The sequence below is a fragment of the Luteimonas sp. MC1828 genome (assembly GCF_016461615.1).
Classification (GTDB): Bacteria; Pseudomonadota; Gammaproteobacteria; order Xanthomonadales; family Xanthomonadaceae; genus Luteimonas.
Map to the genome: position 1 here is coordinate 490,716 of NZ_JAEMNY010000002.1, position 13,918 is coordinate 504,633.

At 62.7% G+C, this 13,918-nt stretch carries 12 protein-coding genes, 2 tRNA genes, 3 rRNA genes and 1 other RNA gene; 9 read left to right on the forward strand and 9 right to left on the reverse strand.

Features of this window, described 5'->3' with window-relative positions; genetic code table 11:
* A complete protein-coding gene (locus tag JHB91_RS12135; RefSeq protein WP_199373523.1) occupies window positions 1-1,242 on the forward strand; it encodes an acetylornithine transaminase in 1,242 nt (413 codons plus the stop codon).
* Window positions 1,243-1,335: 93 nt separating this feature from the next.
* On the opposite strand, the gene hemL is transcribed toward JHB91_RS12135, so the two are convergent.
* A complete protein-coding gene (hemL, locus tag JHB91_RS12140; protein WP_199473044.1) occupies window positions 1,336-2,625 on the reverse strand; it encodes a glutamate-1-semialdehyde 2,1-aminomutase in 1,290 nt (429 codons plus the stop codon).
* A complete protein-coding gene (gene thiE, locus JHB91_RS12145) occupies window positions 2,625-3,308 on the reverse strand; it encodes a thiamine phosphate synthase (RefSeq protein WP_199473045.1) in 684 nt (227 codons plus the stop codon). Before thiE ends, hemL begins: the two co-directional genes overlap by 1 nt.
* An 80-nt stretch (window positions 3,309-3,388) precedes the next feature.
* Here thiE and JHB91_RS12150 point away from each other — a divergent pair, with 80 nt between their 5' ends.
* Window positions 3,389-3,580 (forward strand): rubredoxin, encoded by a 192-nt coding sequence (locus JHB91_RS12150; RefSeq protein ID WP_199373520.1) that lies wholly within the window; start codon window positions 3,389-3,391, stop codon window positions 3,578-3,580.
* Window positions 3,581-3,587: 7 nt separating this feature from the next.
* Here the strand turns inward: JHB91_RS12150 and JHB91_RS12155 are convergent, their stop codons facing one another.
* On the reverse strand, window positions 3,588-4,040 hold the full coding sequence (locus JHB91_RS12155) for a DUF192 domain-containing protein (RefSeq protein ID WP_199373519.1): 453 nt from the start codon (window positions 4,038-4,040) through the stop codon (window positions 3,588-3,590).
* A 776-nt stretch (window positions 4,041-4,816) separates the two neighbouring features.
* Between JHB91_RS12155 and JHB91_RS12160 the strand changes: the two genes are divergently transcribed.
* The 7 genes from JHB91_RS12160 (at window position 4,817) to JHB91_RS12190 (ending at window position 11,280) form a co-directional block, all read left to right on the forward strand.
* A 16S ribosomal RNA gene (locus JHB91_RS12160) occupies window positions 4,817-6,363 on the forward strand.
* A gap of 96 nt (window positions 6,364-6,459) precedes the next feature.
* Window positions 6,460-6,535 (forward strand) — tRNA-Ala (locus JHB91_RS12165).
* 18 nt (window positions 6,536-6,553) lie between these two features.
* Window positions 6,554-6,630 (forward strand) — tRNA-Ile (locus JHB91_RS12170).
* A gap of 232 nt (window positions 6,631-6,862) precedes the next feature.
* Window positions 6,863-9,744: ribosomal RNA gene (locus JHB91_RS12175) — 23S ribosomal RNA — on the forward strand.
* A gap of 173 nt (window positions 9,745-9,917) precedes the next feature.
* A 5S ribosomal RNA gene (rrf, locus tag JHB91_RS12180) occupies window positions 9,918-10,031 on the forward strand.
* The 16S, 23S and 5S rRNA genes sit together here with 2 tRNA genes alongside, the layout of an rRNA operon.
* A gap of 183 nt (window positions 10,032-10,214) precedes the next feature.
* On the forward strand, window positions 10,215-10,745 hold the full coding sequence (locus tag JHB91_RS12185; protein ID WP_199373518.1) for a hypothetical protein: 531 nt from the start codon (window positions 10,215-10,217) through the stop codon (window positions 10,743-10,745).
* A gap of 25 nt (window positions 10,746-10,770) precedes the next feature.
* The gene (locus JHB91_RS12190) at window positions 10,771-11,280 is read left to right on the forward strand and encodes a hypothetical protein (protein ID WP_199473046.1); all 510 of its coding nucleotides are present in this window, start codon (window positions 10,771-10,773) and stop codon (window positions 11,278-11,280) included.
* 65 nt (window positions 11,281-11,345) lie between these two features.
* Here the strand turns inward: JHB91_RS12190 and rpiA are convergent, their stop codons facing one another.
* The 6 genes from rpiA to JHB91_RS12220 all read right to left on the reverse strand — a co-directional run bounded on the left by rpiA (window position 11,346) and on the right by JHB91_RS12220 (window position 13,887).
* Window positions 11,346-11,993 (reverse strand): ribose-5-phosphate isomerase RpiA, encoded by a 648-nt coding sequence (gene rpiA / locus JHB91_RS12195; protein ID WP_199473047.1) that lies wholly within the window; start codon window positions 11,991-11,993, stop codon window positions 11,346-11,348.
* Window positions 11,993-12,466, reverse strand: coding sequence for an EVE domain-containing protein (locus tag JHB91_RS12200; protein ID WP_199473048.1), 474 nt, complete (start codon window positions 12,464-12,466; stop codon window positions 11,993-11,995). Before JHB91_RS12200 ends, rpiA begins: the two co-directional genes overlap by 1 nt.
* Window positions 12,463-13,053, reverse strand: a complete 591-nt coding sequence (locus JHB91_RS12205) for a 5-formyltetrahydrofolate cyclo-ligase (RefSeq protein WP_199473049.1) — start codon at window positions 13,051-13,053, stop codon at window positions 12,463-12,465. The genes JHB91_RS12200 and JHB91_RS12205 overlap by 4 nt, the downstream gene beginning before the upstream one ends.
* Window positions 13,054-13,097: 44 nt before the next feature.
* Window positions 13,098-13,283, reverse strand: a non-coding RNA gene (gene ssrS, locus JHB91_RS12210) — 6S RNA.
* 92 nt (window positions 13,284-13,375) lie between these two features.
* Complete coding sequence (locus JHB91_RS12215; RefSeq protein ID WP_199373513.1) at window positions 13,376-13,669, reverse strand: cell division protein ZapA; 294 nt, start codon at window positions 13,667-13,669, stop codon at window positions 13,376-13,378.
* Window positions 13,666-13,887: a TIGR02449 family protein gene (locus tag JHB91_RS12220; RefSeq protein ID WP_199473050.1), complete on the reverse strand. Its 222-nt coding sequence runs from the start codon at window positions 13,885-13,887 to the stop codon at window positions 13,666-13,668. The genes JHB91_RS12215 and JHB91_RS12220 overlap by 4 nt, the downstream gene beginning before the upstream one ends.
* Window positions 13,888-13,918: the final 31 nt, after the last annotated feature.

The following is a 13,918-nucleotide window of genomic DNA, read 5'->3' on the forward strand; positions in this document are numbered from 1 at the left end:
ATGGCGCACGACACCGCTACCACCGCGTCCCACGACCTGATCGCCCTAGGCGATCGCCACTACCTGCCGGTCTACCGCCAGCGTCAGGTGGTGCTGGAGCGTGGCCAGGGCGCGCGACTCTGGGACCGCGACGGCCGCGACTACGTGGATTTCGCCGCCGGCATCGCCGTGTGTGGCCTCGGCCACAACGATCCCGACCTGGTCGCCGCGCTGGTCGAGCAGGCCGGCAAGCTCTGGCACACCAGCAATGTCTTCCACAGCGAGCCGCCGCTGCGCCTGGCGCAGGAGCTGGTGGAGGCCTCGCGCTTCGCCGAGCGCGTGTTCCTGTGCAATTCCGGCGCCGAGGCCAACGAGGCGGCGATCAAGCTGGTGCGCAAGTGGGCCAGCGCCCGGGGGCGGGCGCCCGACCGGCGCGTGATCGTCAGCTTCCGCGGCAGTTTCCACGGACGCACGCTGGCCGCGGTCACCGCCACCGCGCAGCCGAAGTACCAGGCGGGCTACGAGCCGTTGCCGGGCGGGTTCCGCTACGTGGATTTCAACGACGTCGCGCAGCTGGAGTCGGCCATGGCCGGCGGTGACGTGGCGGCGGTGCTGCTGGAACCGATCCAGGGCGAGGGCGGGGTGATGCCGGCCGCCCCCGGCTTCCTGCAGGCGGTGCGCGCGCTGTGCGACCGCCACGACGCGCTGCTGGTGCTCGACGAGATCCAGTGCGGCATGGGCCGCACCGGCGCGCTGTTCGCGCATTGGCAGGACCATGTGGTCCCGGACATCGTCACCCTGGCCAAGGCGCTGGGCGGCGGGTTTCCGGTTGGCGCGATGCTGGCTGGCGGCAAGGTGGCCGCGGCGATGCAATTCGGCGACCACGGCACCACCTTTGGCGGCAATCCACTGGCCGCGGCCGTGGCGCGGGTGGCGCTGCGCAAGCTGGCGTCTGCCGAAATTGCCGCCAATGTCGAACGGCAGTCGCTGGCGCTGCGTGCAGGGCTGGCCGCGCTTGACGATGGACGTGGCCTGTTCGCGGCCATCCGCGGCCGCGGTCTGATGCTGGGCGCGGTGCTGGCACCGGCGTTTGCCGGGCGCGCCGGCGAGATCCTCGACCACGCCGCCGCGCATGGCCTGCTGCTGCTGCAGGCCGGCCCCGACGTGCTGCGCTTCGTGCCGGCATTGAACATCAGCGACGAAGAAGTGGCGGATGGGCTGCAGCGGCTCGGTGCGGCGCTGCGCGAGTTCCACGTGCCCTGAAGATCGGGCGCGCCGGGCGCCCGGAATATTGGGCGCCTGGCGCTGGCATCCGTGCAGGCGCCGGCCTGTGCAGCCGGCGTTCCCCGCCTCGACTCAGCCCTTGGCGACGGCGAATGCCTCGCGCGCCGCGGCAATCGTCGCCGCGACCACCGCGTCGTCGTGCGCACCGGACATGAAGCCGGCCTCGAACGCCGACGGTGCCAGATAGACGCCACGTTCGAGCATGGCGTGGAAGAAACGGTTGAACGCCTCGCGGTCGCAGGCCATGGCCTGCGCGTAGGTGTCGACCTGTTCGCTGCTGAAGAACATCCCGAACATGCCGCCGACCCGCTGCGTGGTGAACGCCACGCCGGCATCGTGCGCCGCGGATTCGAGCCCGTCGCACAGCAGGTTGGTGCGACGCTCGAGTTCATCGTGGAAGCCGGACGCCTGCACGAGTCCCAGCATCGCAAGGCCCGCAGCCATCGCCACCGGGTTTCCGCTCAGCGTGCCGGCCTGGTAGACCGGCCCGGCCGGAGCGATCAGCTCCATCAGGTCGCGGCGTCCGCCGTAGGCACCGACCGGCATGCCGCCGCCGATCACCTTGCCGAAGGTGCTGAGATCCGGCACCACGCCGTAACGCGCCTGCGCGCCACCGAGGGCGACGCGGAAGCCGGTCATCACCTCGTCGAAGATCAGCACAGTGCCGTGCCGCGTGCACAGCGTGCGCAGGTGCTGAAGGAACCCCGGGCGCGGCGGCAGGCAGTTGGCATTGCCGACCACCGGCTCCACGATCAGGCCCGCGATCTCGTCGCCACAGGCGTCGAACAGCGCGGTGGCGGCGTCGAAGTCGTTGTAGGGGAGGGTGAGCGTGAGATCGGCCAGCGCCTTGGGCACGCCCGGTGAGTCCGGTACGCCGAGGGTCAGCGCGCCGCTGCCGGCCTTCACCAGGAACGAGTCGCCATGGCCGTGGTAGCAGCCCTCGAACTTCACGATCCGCCCGCGCCCGGTGGCGCCGCGTGCCAGGCGGATGGCCGACAGCGTCGCCTCGGTGCCCGAGTTGACCATGCGCACCATGTCCATCGACGGCACCAGGCGGGTCAGCGTCTCGGCCATGGTGACTTCAAGGGCATTGGGCACGCCGAACGACAGGCCGTCGCGCGCGGTGCGCACCACGGCCTCCAGCACGGCGGGATGGTTGTGGCCGACCACCATCGGGCCCCACGAGCCGACATAGTCGATGTAGCGGTTGCCGTCGACGTCCTCGATGTACGCGCCCTCGGCGCGCGCGGCGAAGAACGGCTCGCCGCCGACCGAGCGGAACGCGCGCACCGGCGAGTTCACGCCGCCGGGCATCAGTGCGCGGGCGCGGGTGAACAGGGCGTGGGAACGGTCGGTCTTCATCATGGGGTCCTTGTCTGGAAACGTGGCGATGTGGGTGCGTGGCCGCTGTCGGCGCTGCGCGCGGATTGGAAGCAGGCGCGCAGGCGCTGGGCGGCGGAAACGGGATCGGCGGCATCGAACACCGCGCCGATCACCGCGAGCAGGTCCGCGCCGGCGTCGACCAGCAGCTGCGCATTGTCCGGCGTGATGCCACCGATGGCGGCGCGCGGCAGGCCCAGCGTGGCGGCGGCCGCCAGCACTGCGGGGTCGGCGCGGGGCGCCTCGGGCTTGGTCGCCGACGGGAAGAATGCGCCGAAGGCGACGTAGCTGGCACCTGCCGCCGCTGCGGCCTCGGCGCGCGCGAGCTGCCCGTAGCAGGAGGCGCCGAGGATGGCGCCTGCCCCAAGCGCGGCGCGCGCCTCGCAGATTGCACCGTCGCCACTGCCGAGGTGTGCGCCATCCGCGCCGATGTCGGCGGCGAGGCGCCAGTCGTCGTTGACCAGCAGCGGAACGCCGACGCGCCGGCACAGCTGCAGAAGCGCAGCGGCCTGTTCATGTCGCAACGGCGCATCGGCGCCCTTGTTGCGGTATTGCAGCAGGGCGGCACCGGGCAGGACGGCGGCGACGCGCGCAAGCAGTCGCGGCGTGTCGTTGTCGTCGGGTGTGATGAGGTAGAGGCCTCGCAATGCGCTACTCCGGTACACGGCTGGCGCCGTGGCGCGGCTTCCTGTCGCAGGTCGCCGGTGGGACAATGCCGGATTCCTCCAGCCAAGCGCATTATCCGATGAACGAAGTCGCCACGCAGACCGCCTACCGCACCTGGATGTGTGTGGTGTGCGGGTTCATCTATGACGAAGCGATCGGAATCCCCGAAGAAGGCATCGCCGCGGGCACGCGCTGGGACGACGTGCCGGACACCTGGACGTGCCCGGATTGCGGCGTCACCAAGGATGACTTCGAGATGATGGTCGTCTGATCGGCGCTCAGGGCGCCGTGCCGACGCCGGGGCCCAGGCGCAGCACCGCGCCATCCTCCAGGTTCATGCGCCGTGCCTCGCCGGCGTTGAGCTCGAGTACATAGCGCGCAGGCTTGCGGCTCGGGTAGGGCGGGCAGCGGTCGCCCGCGGAGCAGGGCGGGACATCGCGCTGCTGGGAGACAAGCCGCAGCGCTGCATCGAAGTACAGGATGTCCAGCGCGATCCGCGTGTTCTTCATCCAGTACGCCTGGCGCTCCTCGCGCTCGTGAATGAACAGCATTCCGTGGCCATCGGCCAATTCATCGCGGAACATCAGTCCGCGAGCGCGTTCTTCATCGTCATCGGCGATTTCCACGGTAAACCGCTCGCCGGCCAGCTCAACCCATGCGCTGGAGCTCGCGCATGCAGTGGTGAGCAGGGACATGGATGCAACAAGGAACGCAATAAACAGCTGACGCATGGCGCTTGCATCCGGAATCAGGGTGGAAGCCAACATCTGCCAGCCCCGCACAGTGGTCAAGTGCGACGCGCGCGAAAAACTTTCGATTACCCCTTCACAAAGGCTCCGCCGCGCTGCACAATGCGCGCCCCGCCACGGAGCGGCCGGTACACACCGGCAACACCAGGCGGGGGAGGAAAAAGAACGGCTTCACACGGTGTTGACGTTCTTCGAATCCGCGCTAATATGTGCGGCTCCCCTGACGGAACGGCCTCCGGGCCACGAAGACAAGGGAGGCTGAAATCAACTCCTCACTGGGTGTTGACGGAAGCAAAAACCGCGCTAATATGTGCGGCTCGCTCGACGGAAAGGCCTTCGGGTCACGACGGCAAACGAGGTTGAAATCAACGCCTCACAGGGTGTTGACGGAAACGAAAAACGCGGTAAGATGTGCGGCTCGGTTGACGGAAAGGCCTCCTGGCCACGAAGACAAACGAGGTTGAAATCAACGCCTCACACGGTGTTGACGGAAACGAAAAGCACGCTACAATGTGCGGCTCACCTCGGCGGAAACGACGAGGCACGGGAAAAGGCGCTGAGGCCTCTCCCAGGATCTTTGAAAGTATGCGCAGGTGACTTGTGCGGGCGTCTGGCAAGTGGATGACTGTCCATTTGTAGATGTTCGTAACAAGAGCAAAGAATGATTCAAATGCAGAAATGCAAGCGAGTGATTTGAGCTCTGGTTCGACTTCTGCACTCAAAGCATTGGCGAGACCTTCGGGTCGGACCGAAAAACTTAAGTGAAGAGTTTGATCCTGGCTCAGAGTGAACGCTGGCGGCAGGCCTAACACATGCAAGTCGAACGGCAGCACAGTAAGAGCTTGCTCTTATGGGTGGCGAGTGGCGGACGGGTGAGGAATACATCGGAATCTGCCTATTTGTGGGGGATAACGTAGGGAAACTTACGCTAATACCGCATACGACCTACGGGTGAAAGCGGAGGACCTTCGGGCTTCGCGCAGATAGATGAGCCGATGTCGGATTAGCTAGTTGGTGGGGTAAAGGCCCACCAAGGCGACGATCCGTAGCTGGTCTGAGAGGATGATCAGCCACACTGGAACTGAGACACGGTCCAGACTCCTACGGGAGGCAGCAGTGGGGAATATTGGACAATGGGCGCAAGCCTGATCCAGCCATGCCGCGTGAGTGAAGAAGGCCCTCGGGTTGTAAAGCTCTTTTGTTGGGGAAGAAAAGCAATCGGTTAATACCCGGTTGTTCTGACGGTACCCAAAGAATAAGCACCGGCTAACTTCGTGCCAGCAGCCGCGGTAATACGAAGGGTGCAAGCGTTACTCGGAATTACTGGGCGTAAAGCGTGCGTAGGTGGTTTGTTAAGTCTGATGTGAAAGCCCCGGGCTCAACCTGGGAATTGCATTGGATACTGGCAGGCTAGAGTGCGGTAGAGGATGGCGGAATTCCCGGTGTAGCAGTGAAATGCGTAGAGATCGGGAGGAACATCCGTGGCGAAGGCGGCCATCTGGACCAGCACTGACACTGAGGCACGAAAGCGTGGGGAGCAAACAGGATTAGATACCCTGGTAGTCCACGCCCTAAACGATGCGAACTGGATGTTGGGTTCAATTAGGAACTCAGTATCGAAGCTAACGCGTTAAGTTCGCCGCCTGGGGAGTACGGTCGCAAGACTGAAACTCAAAGGAATTGACGGGGGCCCGCACAAGCGGTGGAGTATGTGGTTTAATTCGATGCAACGCGAAGAACCTTACCTGGCCTTGACATCCACGGAACTTACCAGAGATGGTTTGGTGCCTTCGGGAACCGTGAGACAGGTGCTGCATGGCTGTCGTCAGCTCGTGTCGTGAGATGTTGGGTTAAGTCCCGCAACGAGCGCAACCCTTGTCCTTAGTTGCCAGCACGTAATGGTGGGAACTCTAAGGAGACCGCCGGTGACAAACCGGAGGAAGGTGGGGATGACGTCAAGTCATCATGGCCCTTACGGCCAGGGCTACACACGTACTACAATGGTTAGGACAGAGGGCTGCAAACCCGCGAGGGCAAGCCAATCCCAGAAACCTAATCTCAGTCCGGATCGGAGTCTGCAACTCGACTCCGTGAAGTCGGAATCGCTAGTAATCGCAGATCAGCATTGCTGCGGTGAATACGTTCCCGGGCCTTGTACACACCGCCCGTCACACCATGGGAGTTTGTTGCACCAGAAGCAGGTAGCTTAACCTTCGGGAGGGCGCTTGCCACGGTGTGGCAGATGACTGGGGTGAAGTCGTAACAAGGTAGCCGTATCGGAAGGTGCGGCTGGATCACCTCCTTTAGAGACATAAAGACAGGTAATTGCCTGTCAGGCGTCCGCACAAGTGACCTGCATCCAGGAGTTCCAAGGCCAACGGCCTGGAACCGACCCCGTTTCGGGGCCATAGCTCAGCTGGGAGAGCACCTGCTTTGCAAGCAGGGGGTCGTCGGTTCGATCCCGACTGGCTCCACCATCTGGCAGGAAACGAATCGGGTCTGTAGCTCAGGTGGTTAGAGCGCACCCCTGATAAGGGTGAGGCCGGTGGTTCGAGTCCTCCCAGACCCACCATTCCTGGATGTTTGATTGCGCATACTTATATAGATTTGAATCGGATCGGCATCGTGGCCGTTCCGTGTTCTTTTAAAATTAAGGACGTAGCGAGCGTTTGAGACGAATATCCAAACGTGTCGTAGAGGCTAAGGCGGGACCCTCGAGGTCCTAATAAATTGAGTGGTTATATTCATGTCCGTGCTTTGTAGGCATGGGCGGCATATGGCTCCGAGGCGACTTGGGGTTATATGGTCAAGTGAATAAGCGCACACGGTGGATGCCTTGGCGGTCAGAGGCGATGAAGGACGTGGTAGCCTGCGAAAAGTGTCGGGGAGCTGGCAACAAGCTTTGATCCGGCAATGTCCGAATGGGGAAACCCACTCCGCAAGGAGTATTGCATGGTGAATACATAGCCATGCAAGGCGAACCCGGGGAACTGAAATATCTAAGTACCCGGAGGAAAAGAAATCAACCGAGATTCCCCTAGTAGCGACGAGCGAACGGGGAGCAGCCCAAAAGTCGACTTGGTTCTAGGAAAACAGTCTGGAAAGACTGGCCATAGAAGGTGATAGCCCTGTATTCGAAAGGGCCTTGTCGATGAAAAATGAGTAGGGCGGGGCACGTGAAACCCTGTCTGAACATGGGGGGACCATCCTCCAAGGCTAAATACTCCTGACCGACCGATAGTGAACCAGTACCGTGAGGGAAAGGCGAAAAGAACCCTGGTGAAGGGAGTGAAATAGACCCTGAAACCGTGTGCGTACAAGCAGTAGGAGCCCTTCGGGGTGACTGCGTACCTTTTGTATAATGGGTCAGCGACTTACTGTTCGTGGCGAGCTTAACCGTATAGGGGAGGCGAAGGGAAACCGAGTCTGATAAGGGCGCATAGTCGCGGGCAGTAGACCCGAAACCGGGTGATCTAGTCATGGCCAGGGTGAAGGTTGAGTAACATCAACTGGAGGCCCGAACCCACGTCTGTTGCAAAAGACGGGGATGAGCTGTGATTAGGAGTGAAAAGCTAATCGAACCCGGAGATAGCTGGTTCTCCTCGAAAGCTATTTAGGTAGCGCCTCGCACGAATCTTCTTGGGGGTAGAGCACTGTTATGGCTAGGGGGTCATTGCGACTTACCAACCCATGGCAAACTCCGAATACCAAGACAGACTATGCGGGAGACACACGGCGGGTGCTAACGTTCGTCGTGAAAAGGGAAACAACCCAGACCCACAGCTAAGGTCCCAAATTCACTGCTAAGTGGAAAACCATGTGGAAAGGCACAGACAGCCAGGAGGTTGGCTTAGAAGCAGCCATCCTTTAAAGAAAGCGTAATAGCTCACTGGTCGAGTCGGTCTGCGGGGAAGATTTAACGGGGCTAAGCAGTGAACCGAAGCTTGGGGTGCATAACTTTGTTATGCGCGGTAGAGGAGCGTTCCGTAAGCCTGCGAAGGTGGATTGAAAAGTCTGCTGGAGGTATCGGAAGTGCGAATGCTGACATGAGTAACGATAATGGGGGTGAAAAGCCCCCACGCCGAAAGCCCAAGGTTTCCTTGCGCAACGTTAATCGACGCAGGGTGAGTCGGCCCCTAAGGCGAGGCAGAAATGCGTAGTCGATGGGAAGCAGGTTAATATTCCTGCACCTCGCACAAGTGCGATGGAGGGACGGAGAAGGCTAGGTCTACCGGGCGTTGGTTGTCCCGGGGAAAGCAGGTAGGTGGATCCCTTAGGCAAATCCGGGGGGTCATTAACACCGAGCAGCGAGACGAGTCCATTAGGACGAAGTGACTGATGCCACGCTTCCAGGAAAAGCTCCTAAGCTTCAGCTTGTGCAGACCGTACCGTAAACCGACACAGGTGGGTAGGATGAGAATTCTCAGGCGCTTGAGAGAACTCGGGTGAAGGAACTAGGCAAAATGGTACCGTAACTTCGGGAGAAGGTACGCCCTTGTTCGTGGCTGCATGCGCAGCTGAGCGAATGAGGGCCGCAGATACCAGGCCGCTGCGACTGTTTATCAAAAACACAGCACTCTGCAAACACGAAAGTGGACGTATAGGGTGTGACGCCTGCCCGGTGCTGGAAGGTTAATTGATGGGGTCAGCCGCAAGGCGAAGCTCTTGATCGAAGCCCCAGTAAACGGCGGCCGTAACTATAACGGTCCTAAGGTAGCGAAATTCCTTGTCGGGTAAGTTCCGACCTGCACGAATGGCGTAACGACAGCGGCGCTGTCTCCACCCGAGACTCAGTGAAATTGAAATCGCTGTGAAGATGCAGCGTTCCCGTGGCAAGACGGAAAGACCCCGTGAACCTTTACTATAGCTTTACACTGAACGTTGAGTTCGTCTGTGTAGGATAGGTGGGAGGCTGTGAAACCCTGGCGCTAGCTGGGGTGGAGCCAACCTTGAAATACCACCCTGTCGTGCTTGACGTTCTAACCTAGGTCCGTTATCCGGATCGGGGACCGTGTATGGTGGGTAGTTTGACTGGGGCGGTCTCCTCCCAAAGAGTAACGGAGGAGCTCGAAGGTACGCTCAGCGCGGTCGGACATCGCGCACTGTGTGCAAAGGCATAAGCGTGCTTGACTGCAAGATCGACGGATCAAGCAGGTACGAAAGTAGGACTTAGTGATCCGGTGGTTCTGTATGGAAGGGCCATCGCTCAACGGATAAAAGGTACTCCGGGGATAACAGGCTGATACCGCCCAAGAGTTCATATCGACGGCGGTGTTTGGCACCTCGATGTCGGCTCATCACATCCTGGGGCTGTAGTCGGTCCCAAGGGTATGGCTGTTCGCCATTTAAAGTGGTACGCGAGCTGGGTTCAGAACGTCGTGAGACAGTTCGGTCCCTATCTGCCATGGGCGTTGGAGATTTGAGAGGGGCTGCTCCTAGTACGAGAGGACCGGAGTGGACGAACCTCTGGTGTTCCGGTTGTCACGCCAGTGGCATTGCCGGGTAGCTATGTTCGGAAGCGATAACCGCTGAAAGCATCTAAGCGGGAAGCGCGCCTCAAGATGAGATCTCCCGGGGCACAAGCCCCCTAAAGGAACCATCAAGACTAGGTGGTTGATAGGCAGGGTGTGTAAGCACAGCAATGTGTTGAGCTAACCTGTACTAATGATCCGTGTGGCTTGACCATATAACCTCAAGTGGCCTTGGACTCGACGACGCGTCGATGTTCGGCACAAAAGTTCGCTACGTCCTTATCTATTCGCCGAAGGCGCACCTGCATGCAGGTACGCTCGGAGGCAACCAACGAGAGCGTGTGCGCGTAAAAAGCCAATCCACCGGCCCGCGACCCTCCACCCTCTCCCTGGTGACAATAGCTGTATGGAACCACCCGATCCCATTCCGAACTCGGAAGTGAAACGTACATGCGCCGATGGTAGTGTGCATCTAGCATGCGAGAGTAGGTCATCGCCAGGGTTTTTACCCCAAAACCCCGCAGCCCAAGGCTGCGGGGTTTTTCTTTGTGCGTCGTTGGCGCGCGGTGCGGGCTGATCGAGTGCCCGCATTCGCGAAGGCCGCTGCACGATCATCTTTGCTCCTTGCCTGGCGTGCGGCGCTCAGCTAACGTGTGCGGCTCCCTGGTAATTGGACGTAATGCTCATGCTTCGTGCCCGCAGCTTGTTGTCCCCGGTGTTTCTCGCCCTTGTAGCCAGCGCGGCGGCGGCGGGTGCGGCCGAATTGCCGCGTGTGGACGTGCAGGGCGCGTCCGGCATGTGCCGGGCCGCGACCGCAGCGTTTGCGGCGGGCGCGCGTTACCGGCCGCTTGGCCTGGCAAACGAATCGGAAAGCCAGATTTTCGTGACATGCAACTGGCAGGGCGATGATCACCAGGATTCGGTCCGCGGCTCGAAGCGCCTGTACGTGGCGATCACCAACAACAGCTCGGACGCACAGAGCTATACGTGCACCCTTGTGAACGGGCATCAGACTGGCGCGTCAATCTTCGCGACCTACGTCCCCAAGACCGTCAGCATCGAAGCGGGGGCGGGCGCCGAAATCACCTGGGTTCCCTCGGAAGTGGCCAACGCCAAGCCGTCGGGCATCGATCGCCCGTCTTTGAGCTGCGTGCTGCCTCCGTCCTCCACCATCCAGTACACCGGTCGCGAGTACAACGAAGATGTCGGCGCCTGAGTTTCGCGGGCGTCGTCCCGCTGCCTTGGCTGCACTGCTCGGGTTGTTTGCGGCCGCGCCTTCTGGCGATGTGGCTGCAGCGGAGGTTTTCCGCTATGACTTCCAGGGAGCTTCCGGCATTTGCCAGCCCGCGCTGAGCTCGCATGCGGCGACGTTGCGTGCGCGGCCGCTCGCTTTCGTCAATGAGGGTGAAGCCACGGCGTTCGTGACGTGCACCTTCCGGGGCGACCCGCGTGCTGGCGCTCGAGGCGCGACGAAGGTGCTGGCGCACGTGGGCAATGTCGGCACGGCGGTCGCTGCCGTGAGCTGCACGTTTGTTGAAGGGCGGCAGCTCGGCGGGCAGTCGGATGCGGTCTACCGCACCAAGTCGACGAGCGTTTTCGGCGGCTCCCCAGGTACAGCGCTCACGTGGCAGCCCAGCGAGATTGCGGGTGGCCCCGAGCTGATCTACCAGGCCGCGGTGCAATGTGCGCTCGGACCGGGTGGTGCCCTGCATTACATCAGCGTCTTCTACGACGAGGACATCGGGTCCTGACCCGCCGCTGCCGCAGCCTCGTGCTGCGGCAGCTCGCATCGCATCGCGTCGCTAGCGTCCCGTCGCTAGCGCACGACCACCGGGTCACCGCCGACGATCACCACGTCGGCCGCGCGCCGGGCGAACAGGCCCACACTGACAACGCCGGGAATCTGGTTGAGCTCGCGTTCCAGCGATACCGGGTCGGTGATCGCCAGGCCGTGGATGTCGAGCACCCAGTTGCCGTTGTCCGTCTGCACGCCCTGGCGCCAGGCCGGGTGGCCGCCCGTACGCGCGACGATCTCCCGCGCCACCAGGCTTCGTGCCATCGGAATCACTTCGATCGGGAGGGGGAAGCGCCCCAGCACTTCGACTTCTTTTGAAGGATCGATGATGCAGACGAAGGTTTTCGCGGCCTCGGCGATGATCTTCTCGCGCGTCAGCGCCGCGCCACCGCCCTTGATCAGGCGCTTGGCCCTGTCGCACTCGTCGGCGCCGTCGACATACAGCGGGATCGGCCCACAGGCGTTGAGGTCAAGCACTTCGATGCCGTGGCCGCGCAGGCGCTCGCTGCTCTGCTCCGAGCTCGAGACCGCGCCGGCGATGCGATCCCTGATGCCGGCGAGCGCGTCGATGAAGAACGCCACCGTGGATCCGGTTCCGACTCCGACGATCATGCCGTCCTCGACGAATTCAATGGCCTTTTCGCCGGCCAGGCGCTTTCCTTCGGACATCACGGTTCCAGGGAGAGGATGATTTTCCATTGCGCCGCGGTCACCGGCAGCACCGACAGGCGCGTGCCCTTGCGGATGAGCGCGAAGTCCTCGCCCAGCGCTTCCGCCTGGCCTCTGATGGCGTCCAGCGGGACGGGCCCGGCAAGCTTGCGCACGAAGCCGACGTCGACCAGCATCCAGCGCGGCTCTTCACGGCTGGCCTTGGCGTCGAAGTACTTGGACTTGGGCTCGAACTGGGTCGGATCCGGATACGGCGCGCTGGCGACCTCGGCCACGCCGTAGACGCCCGGGACGTCGCAGTTCGAGTGGTAGAACAGAACGCCATCGCCGGGCTTCATGCCGTCACGCATGAAATTGCGCGCCTGGTAGTTGCGCACGCCCGTCCAGGGCTCGGTGCGGACGCGCTCGAGATCGTCGATCGAGAAGTCTTCGGGTTCCGACTTCATCAGCCAATAGCGTTTACGGTTGCTCACGTTTCGTTCGCGGGGCGTAGGTAGGTGGCGCGTTCGGTGCAGACGGCGTCGAGCTGCACGTCCCAGTCTTCGCGCGGCAGGTCGCCATCCGACTGCTGGAACGCGAACCCGGCCCCGACCAGCCACGGCGGGGCCGAAGTCTGGTGGCGAAACGCGAAGCTGCGATCGTACCAGCCGCCACCCATGCCCAGCCGGTGGCAACGCGCGTCAAACGCCACCAGCGGAACCACCACAAGGTCGAGCTGCTCCGGCGCCAGCAATGTCTCGGTGGCCACGTCGGGCTCGGGGATGCCGTGGCGATTGGCGACCACCGGATCTCCCGCGCGCCAGGGGGCAAACCGCAGGCGGCCATCCTCGTGCAGGACGGGCAGGCAATAGGTGCAATGGTCTGGCAGGCGCAGCTGCCAGGAATGCAGCGGGATTTCACCGTCGCTGGCCCAGTAGCCGGCCACCACGCGGACTGAATCCGGTGCCATGGCAAGCAGCTGGTCGGCAAGTCCGGATGCGGCGCCGATACGCGCCGCGGGCGGCACATCGCGGCGCGCGCGGCGCGCTTCGCGACGCAGGATCGCGCGAGCCTCAGTCATGCCGACCGCAGCGCGCGTGCGCTGCGCGGAACCAGGCAAAAGATACGTCCTCCACCATGCCGATGCGAGCCAAACGACCTTGAACCCGGGGTTCAAGTGGGGACGCTTGGCGGCCTTCGGGCTTTCCGCTCGTGGGCGGACATGCGCGCCAGGCTTCCGTCGCGCCCCCGTGGTCGTCATTAAGGGACAAGGCGTATGTTTGAGCGCGCCGTCGAACACGGCAGAGGACGCGCCCGAAGTATACCGCGCTGCCTTCGCGCGGCGGGTCCGCCCGTCGGTTTGCGTTCATGCGCGAACGCTGCTCGATACGGGCCACGCGGATTCAGGCATCGAGCAGTGCGTCGAGCTTGACCTGCAGCACCGACAGCACGCGCGCCAGCTCACGCTCGCGACGTTCACTGTCGGCGCGTACCTGTTCGAGTTCATGCGCCAGGTTGAGCGCCGCGAGTACAGCGACGCGATCGACCGCGGCCATCCGGTTGGCGCCGCGCGCCTCGCGCATCCGTGTATCGAGCAGGCGCGCGGCCGACATCAGGCCCTCGACTTCGCCACTGCCCACGCCGACGGTGTACTCGCGGTCGAGCACCCGGACGGTGACGGCCTCGTTGCTGCTCACGTGTGCTGCTCCAGCGACTTCAGGCGCGCGATCATGGCCTCGACGCGGCTGCGCGCCTGCTCGTTCCTGGTCAACAACTGGGAACGTTCGCCGGCGAGCTGGTCATGCTGCTGGCGTAGGCTGCGGTTCTCTTCGGCAAGCCTGCGCGCGCGGGTGGCAAGTTCGTCGAAGCGTTCGCCAAGCCGCTGCAACTGAGCGATCACGTCGGGGGTGTCCATCAGCGCACGATAGGCAGGCGCGGGAGGGTGG

What these genes read in the sequence shown, in the direction of transcription:
- JHB91_RS12135 (WP_199373523.1), top strand. Translation starts at nt 1, where the DNA reads ATGGCGCACGACACCGCTACCACCGCGTCCCACGACCTGATCGCCCTA.
- hemL (WP_199473044.1), bottom strand. Translation starts at nt 2,625, where the DNA reads ATGAAGACCGACCGTTCCCACGCCCTGTTCACCCGCGCCCGCGCACTG.
- JHB91_RS12155 (WP_199373519.1), bottom strand. Translation starts at nt 4,040, where the DNA reads ATGCGTCAGCTGTTTATTGCGTTCCTTGTTGCATCCATGTCCCTGCTC.
- JHB91_RS12150 (WP_199373520.1), top strand. Translation starts at nt 3,389, where the DNA reads ATGAACGAAGTCGCCACGCAGACCGCCTACCGCACCTGGATGTGTGTG.
- JHB91_RS12185 (WP_199373518.1), top strand. Translation starts at nt 10,215, where the DNA reads ATGCTTCGTGCCCGCAGCTTGTTGTCCCCGGTGTTTCTCGCCCTTGTA.
- JHB91_RS12220 (WP_199473050.1), bottom strand. Translation starts at nt 13,887, where the DNA reads ATGGACACCCCCGACGTGATCGCTCAGTTGCAGCGGCTTGGCGAACGC.
- rpiA (WP_199473047.1), bottom strand. Translation starts at nt 11,993, where the DNA reads ATGTCCGAAGGAAAGCGCCTGGCCGGCGAAAAGGCCATTGAATTCGTC.
- JHB91_RS12205 (WP_199473049.1), bottom strand. Translation starts at nt 13,053, where the DNA reads ATGACTGAGGCTCGCGCGATCCTGCGTCGCGAAGCGCGCCGCGCGCGC.